12 protein-coding genes are annotated in these 16,237 nt (G+C 62.6%); 4 read left to right on the plus strand and 8 right to left on the minus strand.

The window, feature by feature from the left end; genetic code table 11:
• Positions 1 to 36: 36 nt before the first annotated feature.
• The 6 genes from glgC to HNQ71_RS04370 form a co-directional block, all read right to left on the minus strand.
• Complete coding sequence (gene glgC, locus HNQ71_RS04345; RefSeq protein ID WP_184871333.1) at positions 37 to 1,302, minus strand: glucose-1-phosphate adenylyltransferase; 1,266 nt, start codon at positions 1,300 to 1,302, stop codon at positions 37 to 39.
• Between the two features lie 50 nt (positions 1,303 to 1,352).
• A complete protein-coding gene (glgB, locus tag HNQ71_RS04350; protein ID WP_184871334.1) occupies positions 1,353 to 3,566 on the minus strand; it encodes a 1,4-alpha-glucan branching protein GlgB in 2,214 nt (737 codons plus the stop codon).
• Between the two features lie 95 nt (positions 3,567 to 3,661).
• Positions 3,662 to 6,130: a glycogen/starch/alpha-glucan phosphorylase gene (locus HNQ71_RS04355; RefSeq protein WP_184871335.1), complete on the minus strand. Its 2,469-nt coding sequence runs from the start codon at positions 6,128 to 6,130 to the stop codon at positions 3,662 to 3,664.
• A 132-nt stretch (positions 6,131 to 6,262) separates the two neighbouring features.
• The gene (locus tag HNQ71_RS04360; protein ID WP_184871336.1) at positions 6,263 to 7,051 is read right to left on the minus strand and encodes an ATP-binding cassette domain-containing protein; all 789 of its coding nucleotides are present in this window, start codon (positions 7,049 to 7,051) and stop codon (positions 6,263 to 6,265) included.
• On the minus strand, positions 7,048 to 8,130 hold the full coding sequence (locus tag HNQ71_RS04365; RefSeq protein ID WP_246461181.1) for an ABC transporter permease: 1,083 nt from the start codon (positions 8,128 to 8,130) through the stop codon (positions 7,048 to 7,050). Before HNQ71_RS04365 ends, HNQ71_RS04360 begins: the two co-directional genes overlap by 4 nt.
• Positions 8,131 to 8,223: 93 nt before the next feature.
• Positions 8,224 to 9,201 carry a sugar ABC transporter substrate-binding protein gene (locus HNQ71_RS04370; protein WP_246461320.1) on the minus strand — a complete coding sequence of 326 codons (978 nt, stop codon included), beginning with the start codon at positions 9,199 to 9,201 and terminating at the stop codon, positions 8,224 to 8,226.
• A gap of 268 nt (positions 9,202 to 9,469) precedes the next feature.
• Between HNQ71_RS04370 and HNQ71_RS04375 the strand changes: the two genes are divergently transcribed.
• The 4 genes from HNQ71_RS04375 to HNQ71_RS04390 all read left to right on the plus strand — a co-directional run bounded on the left by HNQ71_RS04375 (position 9,470) and on the right by HNQ71_RS04390 (position 13,461).
• Positions 9,470 to 10,696 (plus strand): ROK family protein, encoded by a 1,227-nt coding sequence (locus HNQ71_RS04375; RefSeq protein WP_184871339.1) that lies wholly within the window; start codon positions 9,470 to 9,472, stop codon positions 10,694 to 10,696.
• Positions 10,696 to 11,142, plus strand: coding sequence for an RbsD/FucU family protein (locus tag HNQ71_RS04380; protein WP_184871340.1), 447 nt, complete (start codon positions 10,696 to 10,698; stop codon positions 11,140 to 11,142). Before HNQ71_RS04375 ends, HNQ71_RS04380 begins: the two co-directional genes overlap by 1 nt.
• Positions 11,139 to 12,062, plus strand: coding sequence for a carbohydrate kinase family protein (locus tag HNQ71_RS04385; RefSeq protein WP_184871341.1), 924 nt, complete (start codon positions 11,139 to 11,141; stop codon positions 12,060 to 12,062). The genes HNQ71_RS04380 and HNQ71_RS04385 overlap by 4 nt, the downstream gene beginning before the upstream one ends.
• 256 nt (positions 12,063 to 12,318) lie before the next feature.
• The gene (locus HNQ71_RS04390; protein WP_184871342.1) at positions 12,319 to 13,461 is read left to right on the plus strand and encodes a DegT/DnrJ/EryC1/StrS family aminotransferase; all 1,143 of its coding nucleotides are present in this window, start codon (positions 12,319 to 12,321) and stop codon (positions 13,459 to 13,461) included.
• A 14-nt stretch (positions 13,462 to 13,475) separates the two neighbouring features.
• Here the strand turns inward: HNQ71_RS04390 and cysQ are convergent, their stop codons facing one another.
• Together cysQ and cysN are read right to left on the minus strand one after the other, a co-directional pair.
• On the minus strand, positions 13,476 to 14,288 hold the full coding sequence (cysQ, locus tag HNQ71_RS04395; protein ID WP_184872233.1) for a 3'(2'),5'-bisphosphate nucleotidase CysQ: 813 nt from the start codon (positions 14,286 to 14,288) through the stop codon (positions 13,476 to 13,478).
• Between the two features lie 10 nt (positions 14,289 to 14,298).
• The gene (cysN, locus tag HNQ71_RS04400) at positions 14,299 to 16,236 is read right to left on the minus strand and encodes a sulfate adenylyltransferase subunit CysN (protein WP_184871343.1); all 1,938 of its coding nucleotides are present in this window, start codon (positions 16,234 to 16,236) and stop codon (positions 14,299 to 14,301) included.
• Position 16,237 lies beyond the last annotated feature (1 nt).

Consider the following 16,237-nt stretch of genomic DNA (forward strand, 5'->3'; position numbering starts at 1 on the left):
GACGGAAACCCGTTTCACACTTTTCCTGGAATTGCTCTAAAGCGCCAGCTTGTCGATCATATCCTGGGTGACCAGGCAGATGCCCTTTTCAGAAACACGGAAGCGCTTGGCGTCGAGGACGGGGTCTTCGCCGACCACCAGCCCTTCCGGTATCCTAACACCATGGTCGATGACGACGCGCTTCAACTTTGCGTTCCGACCGACATGAACGTCGGGCAGCATGACCACTTCTTCCAGCGTCGAATAGGAATTGATGCGCGCACCGGTGAAGATCAGGCTTCTCTTCAGCGAGGCCCCCGAGACGATGCAATCGCCCGAGACCAGCGAGGAAACGGCGGAGCCGCGGCGGCCATCCTCGTCATGCACGAACTTTGCCGGCGGCTTCAATTCGGCATAGGTCCAGATCGGCCAGTCGCGGTCGTAGAGGTCGAGCTCCGGCGTCACGTCGGTCAAATCGATGTTGGCTTCCCAATAGGCGTCGACCGTTCCGACATCGCGCCAGTAGGCCTCGTTCTCGGCGGTCGAACGGACGCAGGACTTGGCGAAGCGGTGGGCGATCGCCTTACCGTGCTGGACGATGTAGGGAATGATGTCCTTGCCGAAGTCGCGGCTGGAGCCCGGCTCGGCGGCGTCGCGCCGCAGCTGCTCCATCAGGAACTTGGTCTTGAAGACGTAGATGCCCATCGACGCCAGGGCGAACTCCGGCCTGTCGGGAATGCCGGGCGGATCGGCCGGCTTTTCGACAAAGGCGATGATGTTGTCCTTGGCGTCGACATGCATGACGCCGAAGCCGACGGCTTCCATGCGCGGCACTTCGAGGCAACCGACAGTGACGTCGGCATTGGCGTCGACGTGCTGGCGAAGCATCAGCTCGTAGTCCATCTTGTAGATGTGGTCGCCGGCGAGGATGACCATGTATTCGGGCCCGTAGGCCTCGATGATGTCGATGTTCTGGTAAACCGCGTCAGCCGTACCTTCATACCACTGCGTTTCCGAGACGCGCTGGCTGGCCGGCAGGATGTCGAAACTCTCGTTTCGTTCGGGCCGCAGGAAGTTCCAGCCCCGCTGCAGATGGCGGATCAGCGAATGCGCCTTGTACTGGGTGGCGACGCCGAGGCGGCGAATGCCGGAATTGAGCGCGTTGGAGAGCGCGAAGTCGATGATGCGCGTCTTGCCGCCGAAATAGACGGCCGGCTTGGCGCGTCGGTCGGTCAGCTCCTTGAGGCGGCTGCCGCGGCCGCCGGCCAGTACATAGGCCATGGCATCGCGCGCCAGCGGCTGGGTCCGTTTCAACTCTGCCATCTCTACCCTCCCAAGTTACTCAGTCTCGACATGTTACCCAGTTTCGGGGCTCAGTCCGCAACCAGTTCGAGCATGATTGTCGACAGCGGCGGCAGAAGCATCGTTGCCGAGATGCCTCCTCCCTCCGCCCGCGCCTCGACCATGCCGCCATTGCCCTTGCCGGAACCGCCATATTCCGAAGCATCGGTGTTGATGATTTCGCGCCAGTTTCCGGCCGTGGGCAACGGCACGCGATAGTTGTCGCGCGGCACCGGCGTGAAATTGCAGATGACGGCCACCGGGCTGCCGCCCGGTGCGCTGCGCAGCCACGCAAAAACCGAATTCTGGCTGTCGTCGACGATCAGCCAGGAAAACCCTTCCGGTTCGCAGTCGCGGCCATGCAGCGCCGGGCGCGAACGGTAGAGATAGTTGAGGTCGCGCACAGTCTGCCAGACACCGCGATGCGGGCGGAACTCAAGCAGGTTCCAGTCGAGCGCGCGTGCCTCGCTCCATTCGCGGCGCTGCGCGAACTCCTGCCCCATGAACAGCAGCTTCTTGCCGGGATATCCCCACATGAAGGCGTAATAGGCGCGCAGCGTCGCGAATTTCTGCCAGTCGTCGCCGGCCATCTTGCCAAGCAGCGTGCCTTTGCCGTGCACGACCTCGTCATGCGAGAGCGGCAGCACGAAATTCTCCGAGAAGGCGTAGGTCAGGCCGAAGGTGAGATCGTTGTGGTGGTGCTTGCGAAAAATCGGCTCCTTGGAGAAATACTCCAGCGTGTCGTGCATGAAGCCCATGTTCCACTTGAAGCCGAAGCCCAGCCCGCCTTCATGCACCGGTGCCGAGACCTTCGGCCATGAGGTCGATTCCTCGGCGATGGTCATCACGCCCGGATGGTGGCCGTAGACCTCCTTGTTCATCTTCTGCAGGAAGGTGACCGCCTCGAGGTTCTCGCGGCCGCCCTTCTCGTTGGGGATCCATTCGCCCTGCTTGCGCGAATAGTCGAGGTAGAGCATCGAGGCGACAGCATCGACGCGAAGCCCGTCGACATGATATTTCTCGGCCCAGAACAACGCGTTGTTGACGAGGAACGACACCACCTCGCGGCGGCCGAAATTGTAGATCGCGGTGTTCCAGTCGGGATGAAAACCCTTGCGCGGATCGGCGTGCTCGTAGAGCGCGGTGCCGTCGAAATGAACAAGGCCGTGCTCGTCGACCGGAAAATGCGCCGGCACCCAGTCAAGAATGACACCGACGCCGGCGCGGTGGGCGCCATCGACGAAGCGGGCAAAGCCGTCCGGATCGCCGAAGCGGGCCGACGGCGCATAGAGTCCGGTTGTCTGATAACCCCACGACGGATCGTATGGGTGTTCGGAGATCGGCATGAACTCGATGTGTGTGAAGCCGGTCTCGACTGCATAGGGGATCAGCCGGTCGGCCAGTTCATCCCATGACAGGAACGTACCGTCGTCGCGAAGCTGCCAGGACCCGGCATGGACCTCGTAGATCGAGATGGCTTCGCGCCGATGATCGGCCTTGCGCCAGTAACTGCGATGGGCCTCGTCGCCCCACGGATGCGCCGGTGGCACCGCGGTCACCGAGGCGGTCGCCGGCCGCAATTCGGACTTGAAGGCGAACGGATCGGCCTTCAGCGGCAGCCTGACGCCATCGGGGCCGATGATCTCGTATTTGTAGGGCCGGCCGGCGCCGATATCGGGGATGAATACTTCCCAGATGCCGGTGTCGCGGCGGTCGCGCATCGAATGCCGGCGGCCGTCCCATTCGTTAAAATCGCCGACCACCGAGACGCGCCGCGCATTGGGAGCCCAGACGGCGAAATGCACGCCCGTGGCGCCCTCGTGCTCGATGACATGCGCGCCGATTTTGTCGAACAGCCTGAGATGCGAGCCCTCGGCGATGTAGTAATCATCCATCGGCCCGAGCACCGGACCGAACGAATAGGGATCCGTCAGCCACCAGTCGCCGCCGGCGTTCCTGGCATGATAGCGCAGCGGCTGACGCTTGCGGATCGACAGCTTGCCTTCGAAAAACCCACCGTCGTCGCGCCTCGACAGTTCACCGGCGATGTTGCCGGTCAGCGTATAGGCGGTGACGAACTCCGCGTGCGGGACAAAGCAGCGGGCAAACAGGCTCTTGCCGACCTCGTGGACGCCAAGGATTGCGAAGGGATCGCCATGCGTGCCGGCAACAATCGCCGCGACATCGCTGGCTGCCGCCAGTCCGTCCGGCCCGCTTGTCGCAGCGGTCGCGCGCGGCTTCTTCATCAGGCAGCGTCCCTCCCCGGGTACCAAGCGTTTTGTTTTAGGGGTGTGCATTTCACACCCCGGGACCACATTGTTCGCGGCCTTATGCAATCACATCAGACAGGCACGTTCCAGATTTCTTTCGCATATTGGCGGATCGTGCGATCGGAGGAGAACCAGCCGACACTCGCTACGTTGCGGATTGCCTTGGCGTACCAGTCGGGACTGTTGCGCCAAACGGCATCGACTTCGCGCTGCATCGCGGTGTAGGCGTCGAAATCGGCGGCGACCATGAACCAATCGCTCTGATAGAGACCGTTGATCAAGTCGCGGTAACGCTCCGGATCGTCCGGCGAGAAGACGCCCGACGATACAGCGGCCACTGCCTGCGCCAGTTCGGGCGATGCTTCGATCACAGCGCGCGGGTTGTAGCCATTGTTGCGCCGCTCGGCGACCTCGGCCGTGGTCAGGCCGAAGATGAAGATGTTGTCGTCGCCGACGCATTCCTTGATCTCGACATTGGCGCCGTCGAGCGTGCCGATGGTCAGCGCGCCGTTCAGCGCGAACTTCATGTTGCCGGTGCCCGACGCTTCCATGCCGGCGGTCGAGATCTGCTCGGAAAGGTCGGCTGCCGGCATCATGATCTCGGCCAGGCTGACATTGTAGTTCGGCACGAACACCACCTTCAGCAACCCGCGCACGGCCGGGTCGCGGTTGATGACCTTGGCGACGTCGTTGGCGAGTTTGATGATCAGCTTGGCGTTGTGATAGCTGGGTGCCGCCTTGCCGCCGAAGAATTTCACGCGCGGCATCCAGTCACGCTCGGGGTGCGAGCGGATCTGGTCGTAGAGCGCAATCGCTTCGAGGATGTTGAGGAGCTGGCGCTTGTATTCATGAATGCGCTTGACCTGGATATCGAACAGAGCCGAGGGATCGACCTTGATGCCGAGCCGGTCGGCGACGAGATTGGCCAGCCGCACCTTGTTGGCACGCTTGACGGCGGCGAACTTGTCGCGAAAGTCGGCATCGTCGGCGAAGGCATCGAGACCCTTGATGGCGTCGATGTCGTCGAGAAAGCGGTCACCGATCGCCTCGCGGGCGAGCGACGTCAGCCCGGGATTGCACTGGATCAGCCAGCGCCGCGGCGTGATGCCGTTTGTCTTGTTGTTGATGCGGTCGGGGTAAAGCCTGTGGAGGTCGGCAAACACCGTCTCCTTCATCAATTCCGTATGCAACGCCGAGACGCCGTTGATCGAGTGCGAACCGACAAAGGCCAGGTTGCCCATGCGCACCCGGCGGTCGCCGTTTTCCTGGATCAGCGAGATGCGGCTGATCTGCTCATCGGAGAACTGGTTGGAAGCACGCGCCTCCAGAAGCACCTCGGCGTTGATCGCATAGACGATCTGCATATGACGCGGCAAAAGCCGCTCGAACAGCGGCACCGGCCAGCTTTCCAGCGCCTCGGGCAGCAGCGTGTGGTTGGTGTAGCCGAAGGTGCGCTTGGTGATGCTCCAGGCCTGGTCGAAATCCATGCCGTGGACGTCCATCAGCAGTCGCATCAGCTCCGGCACCGCGATGGCCGGATGGGTGTCGTTGAGATGGATCGCCGCCTTGTCGGGCAGCGACAGCAGATCGCCATACTGGCTGAGATGACGTTGCAGGATGTCCTGCAACGAGGCGGTCGAGAAGAAGTACTCTTGCCGGAGCCGCAGCTCCTGCCCGGCCTTGTGCGAATCCGCCGGATAGAGCACGCGCGACAAGGCATCGGCCTTGTTGCTTTCGGCGAGCGCGCCGATGTGGTCGCCGGCATTGAACTTGTCGAGCAGGATCGGATCGACCGGCATGCCCGACCACAGCCGCAGCGTGTTGACCCGGTTGGCCCGCCAGCCAACGACTGGCGTGTCATAGGCGACGGCCAGGACGTGCTCGGTCGGCTTCCAGACATGGCGCTCGAGCCGGCCGTCCTTCGAGGTGATCGATTCCACCGAACCGCCGAAACCGACCTCGAAGGAGCGTTCGCGGCGTTCGAACTCCCAGGAATTGCCGTGATCAAGCCAGGTCTCAGGCAGTTCGACTTGCCAGCCGTCGTGAATCTCCTGGCGGAACATGCCGTTGGCGTAGCGGATGCCATAGCCATGCGCCGGAATGTCGACAGTTGCCATGCTTTCCATGAAGCAGGCCGCGAGCCGGCCGAGACCGCCATTGCCGAGCGCCGCGTCGGGCTCGAGCGCGGCGATGAGGTCGAGGTCGACCCCAAGCGACGACAGCGCCTTGCGCATGTTGTCCATCAGGCCGAGATTGGAGAAGGCGTCGCGCATCAGCCGGCCGATGAGAAACTCCAGCGACAGGTAATAGACGCGCTTTTCCTGCTGAGCGTAGGCCTCCTGTGTCGCCTGCATCCAGTGATCGACGATGCGGTCGCGCACGACCTTGATCGACGCGGTCAGCCAGTCGTGCTGCGTGGCAACGGAGGTGCCCTTGCCGACCCGGTATTTGAGGGCCATCAAGACTTCTCTTGCGAGCGTCTCAGGGTCAGGATTTTCGAGCAGTGGCGGGAGGGGTTCGGATGTCATCGCGCTCGTCATACTGTCTCTCGTGCGGTTGCCATGATCATAACGGCTTTCATAGTTCCTCCCAGCCTATGCTAGCCGATACCGCCGCATGTTCAATCGATTTAGATGAGCCTGCTCCAGCTTACCCTGCGGCAATTTGACAATTCAGGCCGCCAGCGCCGCCTCCGGTGGGGCCTTCGCTCCCGTCATGAAGGCGACGGCGTCGGACATCGTATATTGCTTGGGATCGATGACGGCGAGGCGACGGCCGAGGCGATGGATGTGAATGCGGTCGGCCACTTCGAAGACATGCGGCATGTTGTGAGAGATCAGCACGATCGGCAGGCCGCGTTTTTTCACATCCAGGATCAGTTCGAGCACGCGGCGGCTCTCCTTGACGCCAAGGGCTGCCGTCGGCTCGTCCATGATCACCATTTTCGAGCCGAATGCGGCGGCGCGTGCCACCGCCACGCCCTGGCGCTGGCCGCCTGAGAGCGTCTCTACCGCCTGGCTAATGTTCTGGATGGTCATCAGGCCCAGTTCGGTGAGCTTGTCGCGGGCGCGCTTTTCCATTGCCGGACGGTCGAGCATGCGCAGCCATTGTCCCATGAAGCCCGGTTTGCGGATTTCGCGGCCGAGGAACATGTTGTCGGCGATCGACAGCGCCGGCGACAGCGCCAGATTCTGATAGACGGTCTCAATGCCGGCTTCGCGGGCCTCCATCGGCGACTTGAAAGCGATAGGTTTGCCATCGAGGCGGATCTCGCCCTCATCGGGCGTGACTGCACCGGAAATCGCCTTGATCAGCGACGACTTGCCGGCGCCGTTGTCGCCGATGACGGCAAGGATTTCGCCCGGATAGAGGTCGAAGTCGGCGTTGTCCAAGGCGGTGACGCGGCCATAGCGTTTTACGAGCCCGCGAGCGGTGAGAATCGGTTCCTGAGCCTGGGTCATGCCGATATCTTCCTGATCCACTGGTCGATGCCAACCGCCACGATGATAAGGGCGCCGACGGACAATTGCGTCCATTGCGGATCCGTGCCCCAGAGCCTCAGACCAAGCGCAAACACGCCGACGATAAGGGCGCCGAAGATGGTCCCGAGAATGGAACCGCGCCCACCGAACAGCGAGGTACCGCCGATCACCACGGCGGTGATCGAGTTGATGTTCTCGAACTGACCTGCTTGTGGCGAAACCGATCCGATGCGTCCAATCAAGGCCCAGCCGGCAATGGCGCAGATGATGCCTGTGAGGGTATAGACTGCAAGCAGCATCCGGTCGACGCGAACACCTGACAATTCGGCCGCCTCAGGGTCGTCACCCACCGCATAGACATGCCGTCCCCAGGCGGTGTGGTTGAGCACGTACCAGGCGATCGCCGCCATGACCAGCATCAACAGCACGCCATAGGTGAACACGGCGCCGCCGACCTTGAACGAATTGCCGAAGAACTGCAGCAACGGTGCATTTGTTTCGAGATCCTGGCTGCGGATGGTCTCGTTGCCCGAATAGATGAAGTTGACGGCCGCATAGATCGACCAGGTGCCGAGCGTGACGATGAAGGGCGGCAACTTCACCCTGGCGATGAGGATGCCGTTGATAAAGCCGCACAGCGCCCCGACCAGAAGCCCGACGGCGACGGCAACCGGGGCCGGGACGCCGTAATGCATGGCGAACTGACCCATGACGACCGAGCTCAGCACCATGATGGCGCCGACGGACAGGTCGATGCCGGCGGTCAGCACCACGAGAGTCTGGGCGATGCCCACCATGCCGGTAATCGCCACCTGCTGCAGGATCAGCGTCAGAGTGAACGGCGAAAAGAAACGTCCGCCGACGACGATGGCAAAAAGGATCACCGAAAGGAGCAGGATGATCAACGGCACCATGGCCGGGCTTTTATGCAGCCGATGCTGGATGCTCTCCAGCGGCGTGCGCGAATGGGTATCGAAGGAAGCGACGCTGGTGTCGCTTGCGGCCAAAGTCTTCTCGAACTCCTGTGCTCCGCTGGCCTTGGTGGTTTCAACGCTCAAAACGGCCTCCCGCCTTTTGCACGAGGCGGCTGTGGCCGCCCCGCGCATTTCTTCTTATCGTTGTCTCAAGATTGAGCCGATCGGAGGGTCAAATCAACCCCAGCACTTGGCGAGGCCTGCCTTGGTGTCGATGGACTCGATGCCGGCTGCCGGTTTGTCGGTGATCAGCGTCACGCCGGTGTTGTAGAAATTCAGGCCGGGCGACGGCTCGGGCTTTTTGCCACTATCGGCGAAGGCTTTGATCGCCTCAATGCCGAGGGAGGCCATCAGCAGCGGATATTGCTGGGAGGTGGCTCCGATCACACCCTCGGCAACGTTCTTGACGCCGGGGCAGCCGCCATCGACGGAAACGATCAACACGTCCTTTTCTTTGCCGACCGCTTTCAAAGCCTGATACGCGCCGGCCGCTGCCGGTTCATTGATGGTGTAGACGACGTTGATGTCCGGATCCTTCTGCAGGCAGTTCTCCATGGCGGTGTGACCGCCATCCTCGTTACCGCTCGACAGATCGTGGCAGACATTGCGCGCATCGGTCTCGTCACCGATCTTCTTGGGATCACCGAGGTCGATGCCGAAGCCCTTCATGAATCCCTGGTCGCGCTGCACGTCGACCGATGGCTGGCTGGCAATCAGGTCCATGTAGGCGATATGGGCGTCCTTGGCCTTGTCCCCCAAGGTGACCTTGGCCCAGGAGCCGATAAGCTCGCCGGCCTTGAAATTGTCGGTTGCGAATGTCGCGTCCGCCGCGTCGGCCGGCTCAAGCTGCGTATCCAGCGCGATCACCAGCATCCCGGCATCACGGGCCTTCTTCACCGCCGGCACGATTGCCGCCGTGTCGGTGGCGGTGATCAGAATGCCCTTAGCGCCGTCGGCGATACAGGATTCGATCGCCGCAACCTGACCTTCATTGTCGCCTTCCGCCTTGCCGGCATAGGACTTGAGATCGACGCCGATTTCCTTGGCTTTCGCCGTGGCGCCTTCCTTCATCTTGACGAAGAACGGATTGGTGTCGGTCTTGGTGATCAGGCAGGCGCCGACACCTGCCGCGGATGCGGACGACGCAAACGCCATCAGACCAAGCGCGGCAGCGGCAAACACGGTCGATTTCAGAAGTTTTGTATTGGTCACGACTTTCCTCCCAATGGAACCATTCCGGATGCCGGCCAACCGGCATCTACAGCGCATCCTACGAAATTCTCCCAGCGCGGACGCCACCCCAAGAGACACTAGAGCGAAGGCTCTGTCAATAATTAAATCACTCTTATTTATTATTGACAGCCTTGCTTCGTTCACCCATTCTGGCCCAAAAGCATTGCCGGGAAACGACGGGAGGAACAGGGTGGAGACCGCCATTGCGAGGCACGGTTCGCCCGAGGTGAATGATAGCCTCATTCACCGTGGCACCAACCAGAGCGGCATGCGGGACCACAACGAGCGGTTGGTGCTCTCGCTGGTGCGCCAGCACGGCAGCCTGGCGAAGTCCGACATCGCCCGCATGACCGGGCTTTCTGCGCAGACGGTTTCGGTCATCATGCGCGAACTGGAGGAAGAAGGCCTTCTGCTGCGGCAGGCGCCGTTGCGCGGCAAGATCGGCCAACCCTCGATCCCGATGGCGCTCAATCCCGACGGCGCCTACTTCATTGGCCTGAAGATCGGTCGCCGCAGCGCCGAACTCGTGCTGATCGACTTCCTTGGCCAGGTCCGTTCGATGCTGCAGCATTCCTACCGCTACCCGGCGCCACGCGAGACAGTGGAGTTCGTCACCACCGGCATGAAGAAGATGCGTGGCGAGCTGACGCCCGCACAGGACAAGCGCATCGCCGGTTTGGGCATCGCCATGCCGTTCGAATTGTGGAACTGGGCCGATACCGCCGGCGCCCCGCGCGATGCCATGGACGAATGGCGTCATCGCGACATAAGGGCGGACATCCAGGCACAGTGCGATTTTCCGGTTTACCTGCAGAACGATGCGACTTCGGCCTGCGGCGCTGAACTCGTCTTCGGCCAGACCGGTGCTGCGCGCGACTTCGTTTATTTCTACATCGGCGCCTTTGCCGGTGGCGGCATCGTGCTGAATGGCCGGCTTTTCGGCGGGCCAACCGGCAATGCCGGAGCACTCGGCTCGATGCCCGTGCCGGGGCCGGATGGCAAGCCGACCCAGCTGATCGACGTGGCGTCCATCGCCATGCTCGAAAAGGCTCTCAATGCGCGCGGCGTCGAAGCTTCGCATCTGTGGACATCGCCGGAAGACTGGGGCGAGATCGGTCCCGAACTCGATGACTGGATTGCCAGCGCCTCGCGGGCGCTCGCCTATGCCATCGTTGCCGCGTCCTCGGTCATCGATTTCGAGGCAGCGGTGATCGACGGATGGATGCCGAAGGCAGTGCGCCGCCGGCTGGTCGACGCCATCATCGCAGCCATCGCCACGATCGACGGAGAAGGCTTGAAGCTCCCTGCCGTCCGCGAGGGAACCGTCGGCATCCACGCACGGGCGCTCGGTGGCGCCAGCCTGCCGCTCTCCGAACGCTTCCTGATCGGTTCGACGACTATTTCCAGGAGCGCCTGATGCTGATCGGAATCCCGGCGCTGCTTGGTCCGGAGCTTCTGGCGACATTGCGCGCCATGGGCCATGGCGACGAGATCGCGATTGTCGACGGAAACTATCCGGCAGAAGAGCAGGCAAACCGGCTCATCCGAGCCGACGGTCATCATCTCCTGCCGGTGCTCGACGCGATCTTGAGCGTCCTGCCGGTCGACGATGCCGTGCCAGAGGCGCTGTTTCGCGCCTCGGTCAAAGGTGATCCCTCGCTTGCCGATCCCGTGCATCACGAGATCGAGGCGCTGTGCGCAAAACGCGCGCCCGGCCGCAAGGTGGTTGCGCTGGCCGGCGCCGACTTCTATGCACGGGTCAAATCGGCGCATGCCATCGTCGCGACAAGCGAGCCGCGGCTCTACGCCAACATCATCATCCGCAAGGGCGTGATCTATCCGCCGGAGGCCAGGAAGCCATGATCCTCTGCTGCGGCGAAGCCCTCATCGATATGCTGCCGCGCATGACGACCAACGGCGAGCCGGCCTTTGCCCCCTATGTCGGCGGCGCCGTCTTCAACACGGCCATCGCGCTCGGGCGGCTGGGGGCGCCTGCCGGGTTCTTTTCCGGCCTGTCGTCGGATCTGTTCGGCGGTCAGTTCAGGGATGCGCTTGGGGCGAGCAAGGTCAGCTCCACCTATGCACACACTTCGACACGGCCAACGACGCTGGCCTTCGTCAAGCTGGACAACGGCCAGGCGACCTACACGTTCTATGACGAAAACACCGCCGGCCGCATGTTGACCGTCGACGATCTGCCGCAGCTCGGCAACGAGATCGAGGCCATGCTGTTCGGCGCCATCAGCCTGATCTCCGAGCCGGCCGGCAGTGCCTATGAGGAGTTCATGCGGCGCGAGCATGAAAGCCGCGTCATGATGCTCGACCCCAACATCCGGCCGAACTTCATCCCGGACAAGGCCAAGCACCTCAGGCGCATCCGCGCCATGATGGCGATGGCCGATATCGTCAAACTGTCGGACGAAGACCTGAACTGGTTCGGCGAAGCCGGCTCGCACGAGGATGTCATCCGCAACTGGCTCGACCGCGGCCCGAAGCTGATCGTCGTCACTCGTGGCAGCGAAGGCGCCATCGGCTACACCAAGGAACACGCCGTCACGGTGATGACGGAAAAGGTCAAGGTGGTCGACACGGTCGGCGCCGGCGACACATTCAATGCCGGCATCCTCGCCTCGCTGCAGGAACAAGGCCTGCTGACAAAGACGGCAATCGCCGGCCTTTCGCAGGACGCCATCGGCAAGGCACTGGCGCTTGGCAACAAGGCAGCGGCCGTGACCGTGTCGCGGGCCGGCGCCAATCCGCCCTGGCGGCATGAGATCGCCTGACTAGGTCGCGATGGCCTCAGGACAGATCAGTCTTCTCGATCACTTTATGTTTCGCAGGGCCGATCTCAGGGATTATCAAGGTAGGATCGGGCCCGACGAAGGCCGGATTTCCGGCATCTCGCGAAGACACGCCGGAAAATACAGGTAACAGACTGCGACACTTGCGCAATTCGCGGTTTTGCTGCCGCGGCTTTCTCGGCCGGCGCAACTCTGATACCAGCGGCCGGTTATCTGGCTAACCCGTTTTGAGGCCGACATGCAGTTCATCGATCTTGGCGCGCAGCGCGAACGAATCCGCGACCGACTGAAGGCCGCGATCGACCGCGTCGTCGAAGAAGGCCGCTATATACTCGGCCCGCAAGTCACGGAATTCGAGAACAAGCTCGCCGCCTATGTCGGCACCAAGCATGTCGTGGCTTGCGCCAACGGCACCGATGCGCTGCTGTTGCCGCTGTTTGCGGCCGGCGTCGGACCGGGTGACGCCGTGTTCGTGCCAAGCTTCACTTTCGCCGCCACCGCCGAAGTGGTGGCGTTGGCCAAGGCAGAGCCGGTGTTCGTCGATGTCGACCCGCATAGCTACAACATCGATATTGCCAGCCTCGAGGCGGCCATCGCCATGATCAAGAAGGAAGGCCGGCTGAAGCCGAAGGCGATCATTCCCGTCGATCTGTTCGGCCTTGCCGCCGATTACGATGCCATCATGGCAATCGCCAACCGCGAAGGGCTGATGGTGATCGAGGATGCCGCCCAGTCGATGGGCGGCTCAAGCGACGGCAAGATGTGCGGCTCGTTTGGCGCGGTCGGCTCGACCAGCTTCTACCCAGCAAAGCCGCTTGGCTGCTATGGCGACGGCGGCGCGATGTTCACCAATGACGATGCGTTGGCCGAGCAGCTCAGGTCGTTTGCCTTCCACGGCAAGGGCGAGACGCAGTACGACAATGTCCGCGTCGGCATCAATTCGCGGCTCGACACCCTCCAGGCGGCGATCCTGATCGAGAAGCTGGCCATCCTCGAAGACGAGATGGTGGCCCGCCAGGTGGTGGCCAACCGCTACGCCGAAGGGCTTGGCGACATCGTCACCGCGGCCCGCAATCTGGACGGCAGCCGATCGGCCTGGGCACAGTATGCGATCGAGACGCCCAAGCGTGACGGACTGAAGGCGCATCTCGGCGAAAAGGGCATTCCGTCGGTCATCTACTATGTGAAGCCGCTGCATACCCAAGTCGCTTATCGCGACTACCCGCGCACGCCGACCGGCCTTGCCGTGTCGGAGGACCTGCCGAAGCGGATCCTGTGCCTGCCGATGCACCCCTATCTCAGCGAAGCCGACCAGGACCGGATCATCGAGACCATCCGCAACTATATCGGCTCGAATTCGGCGCAGGCCGCAGCCGAGTAAGCTGCCGGCCCGCCTCAGCTGCGGCTGGCCTCGCCTGCCTTGCTGCTGGCGCCAACCTTGCCACTGGCAATGAAATGCGGATTGGCGAAATCTGCGTCATCGCTCTGCTTGCGCTTGCCGTAGACCAGGGGCTGGCCGTCCAGCGTGCGCGTCATCCCGCCGGCCGCGCGCAGCACGGCATCGCCCGCCGCGGTGTCCCATTCCATGGTGCGGCCGAAGCGCGGATAGACATCCGCTTCGGCGCTGGCGAGAAGACAGAATTTCAAGGACGAGCCGACCGAGACGATCTCGGCAGCACCGAGGTCGCGAATATAGGCTTCGGTTTCCGGCGTGTTGTGGGAGCGGCTGGCGACGACGGCCAATGGTTCCACGGCCGTCCGCACCGAGATCGGCCGGCGGGCTGTGACCTGGTAGTCGTCGTCGACCTCGATGGCTTCCGCCCTGCCTGGCCGGCCCGAGAAAAAACGGCCGCTGCAGGGCGCGAAGACGACACCGACTTCGGGTACGCCATGGCGGACCAGCGCGATGTTGACGGTGAAATCGGTGCGGCGGTTGACGAATTCCTTGGTGCCGTCGAGCGGATCGATGAGAAAGAAGGCCCCGTCCAGGTCCGGCGGCACGATGCCGGCGGATGCTTCCTCCTCGGCCACGCAGGGGATGTCGGGAAATGCGGCCCGCAGTCCGGCGAGAATGATCTTCTCGCTCTCGCGGTCCGCCTCGGTCACCGGCGAGGCGTCGGACTTGCGGTCGACCGCGCAGCCGGCATGGAAGACACGCATGACCTCGCGTCCGGCGGCCAGGGCCAGCCGCTCGAAGATGTCGAGCATCAGCCTGTCGTCAGATGCCGCCGCCGTTGTCGTATTGGTCTTCGGCAATGTCGCGCTCGTTCAGCCAGTGTTCCAGGGCGTCTACCATCTGCTCGGCTGATTTGCCGAGCGTCTTCAGATGTATTTCCGGTTTTTCCGGCGCTTCGTAGGGTGAATCCACGCCGGTAAAGTTCTTGATCTCGCCATTCAGTGCGCGGGCATAGAGGCCCTTCGGATCGCGCCTGGCGCATTCCTCGAAGGGCGTGTCGACAAACACCTCGATGAATTCGCCGTCGGCCATCAATTCGCGCGCCATGCGCCGCTCGGCGCTGAACGGCGAAATGAACGAGACAATGACAATCAATCCGGCATCAGCCATCAAACGCGCCACTTCGGCGACGCGGCGGATGTTCTCGACGCGATCGGCGTCGGTAAAACCAAGATCGCGGTTGAGACCGTGACGGACGTTGTCGCCATCCAGGATATAGGTGTGGCGGCCGGTGGCGAACAGCTTCTTTTCGAACAGGTTGGCGATGGTCGACTTGCCGGAGCCCGACAGTCCGGTGAACCAGAACACGGCGGGCCGCTGGTTCTTCATGTCAGCGCGGACGCGCTTGCCGACATCGAGCGATTGCCAATGGATGTTCTCGGCCCGGCGCAGCGAGTGCAAGATCATGCCGGCGCCGACCGTGGCGTTGCTGATGCGGTCGATCAGGATGAAGGCGCCAGTGGTGCGGTTCTCGGCGAAGGTATCGAAGGCGATCGGCGTCCGCGTCGAGATGTTGCAAATGCCGACTTCGTTCATGTCAAGCGACTTGGCCGCCTCATGGGCGAAGTCGTTGACGTTGATCCGGTACTTCAGGTCGGTGACGGTGGCGCTGGTCTGATCGGTCTCGGTGCGCAGGATGTAGGAGCGGCCGGGCAGCAGCGCATGCTCGTCGAACCAGACGATGTTGGCGGCGAACTGATCGGCGACCTGCGGCCGCGCGGCCGGCGAAACCAGCATGTTGCCGCGTGAGATCTCGACCTCGTCGTCCAGAACCAGCGTGATGGCCTGGCCGGCGGCGGCCCGGGCTAGGTCGCCGCCATAGGAGACGATGCGCTTGACGCGTGAGGATTTGCCGGACTTGGCGACGACGACCTCATCTCCTTGTGCAACCGAACCGGACGCGATCGTGCCGGCAAAACCGCGAAAGTCGAGATTGGGGCGATTGACATACTGGACCGGGAAACGGAACGGCAATTCGACCACTGCTTCCTCGACCGAGACGGTTTCAAGATGCTCGATCAGCGTCGGACCGGAATACCATGCCATGCTGTCCGAGCGGCTGGTGACGTTGTCGCCGTAGCGGGCGGACATCGGGATCGGCACGATGGTCTGGAAGCCGAGATCCCGCGAGAATTGCCCATAGGCCTCGGTGATGCGTTCGAAGACCGCCTGGTCGAAGCCGACGAGATCGATCTTGTTGACGGCCAGCACGATGTGCCGGATGCCGAGCAGCGAGGCGATGATCGAATGGCGTCTCGTCTGCGGCAGCACCCCTTGCCGGGCATCGATCAGCACGATGGCCAGGTCGGCGGTCGAGGCGCCGGTCGCCATATTGCGCGTGTATTGTTCGTGGCCGGGCGTGTCGGCAACGATGAACTTGCGCTTCGGCGTGGCGAAAAAGCGGTAGGCGACGTCGATGGTGATGCCTTGCTCGCGCTCAGCCTCGAGACCGTCGACCAGAAGCGCGAAATCGATGTCGTCGCCGGTCGTGCCGTGCTTGCGCGAATCACGCTCGAGCGCGGCGAGCTGGTCCTCGAAAATCTGCTTGGTGTCCGACAGCAGGCGGCCGATCAGCGTCGACTTGCCGTCATCGACGGAACCGCAGGTCAGGAAGCGCAGCAGCGATTTCTTCTCCTGCGCCGCCAGATAATCGCGGACGCCGTCGGTGGGTGCGAGGCTCTTTGCCATGATGTGGCGCATG

The organism is Mesorhizobium sangaii, assembly GCF_014207355.1.
Classification (GTDB): Bacteria; Pseudomonadota; Alphaproteobacteria; order Rhizobiales; family Rhizobiaceae; genus Mesorhizobium; species Mesorhizobium sangaii.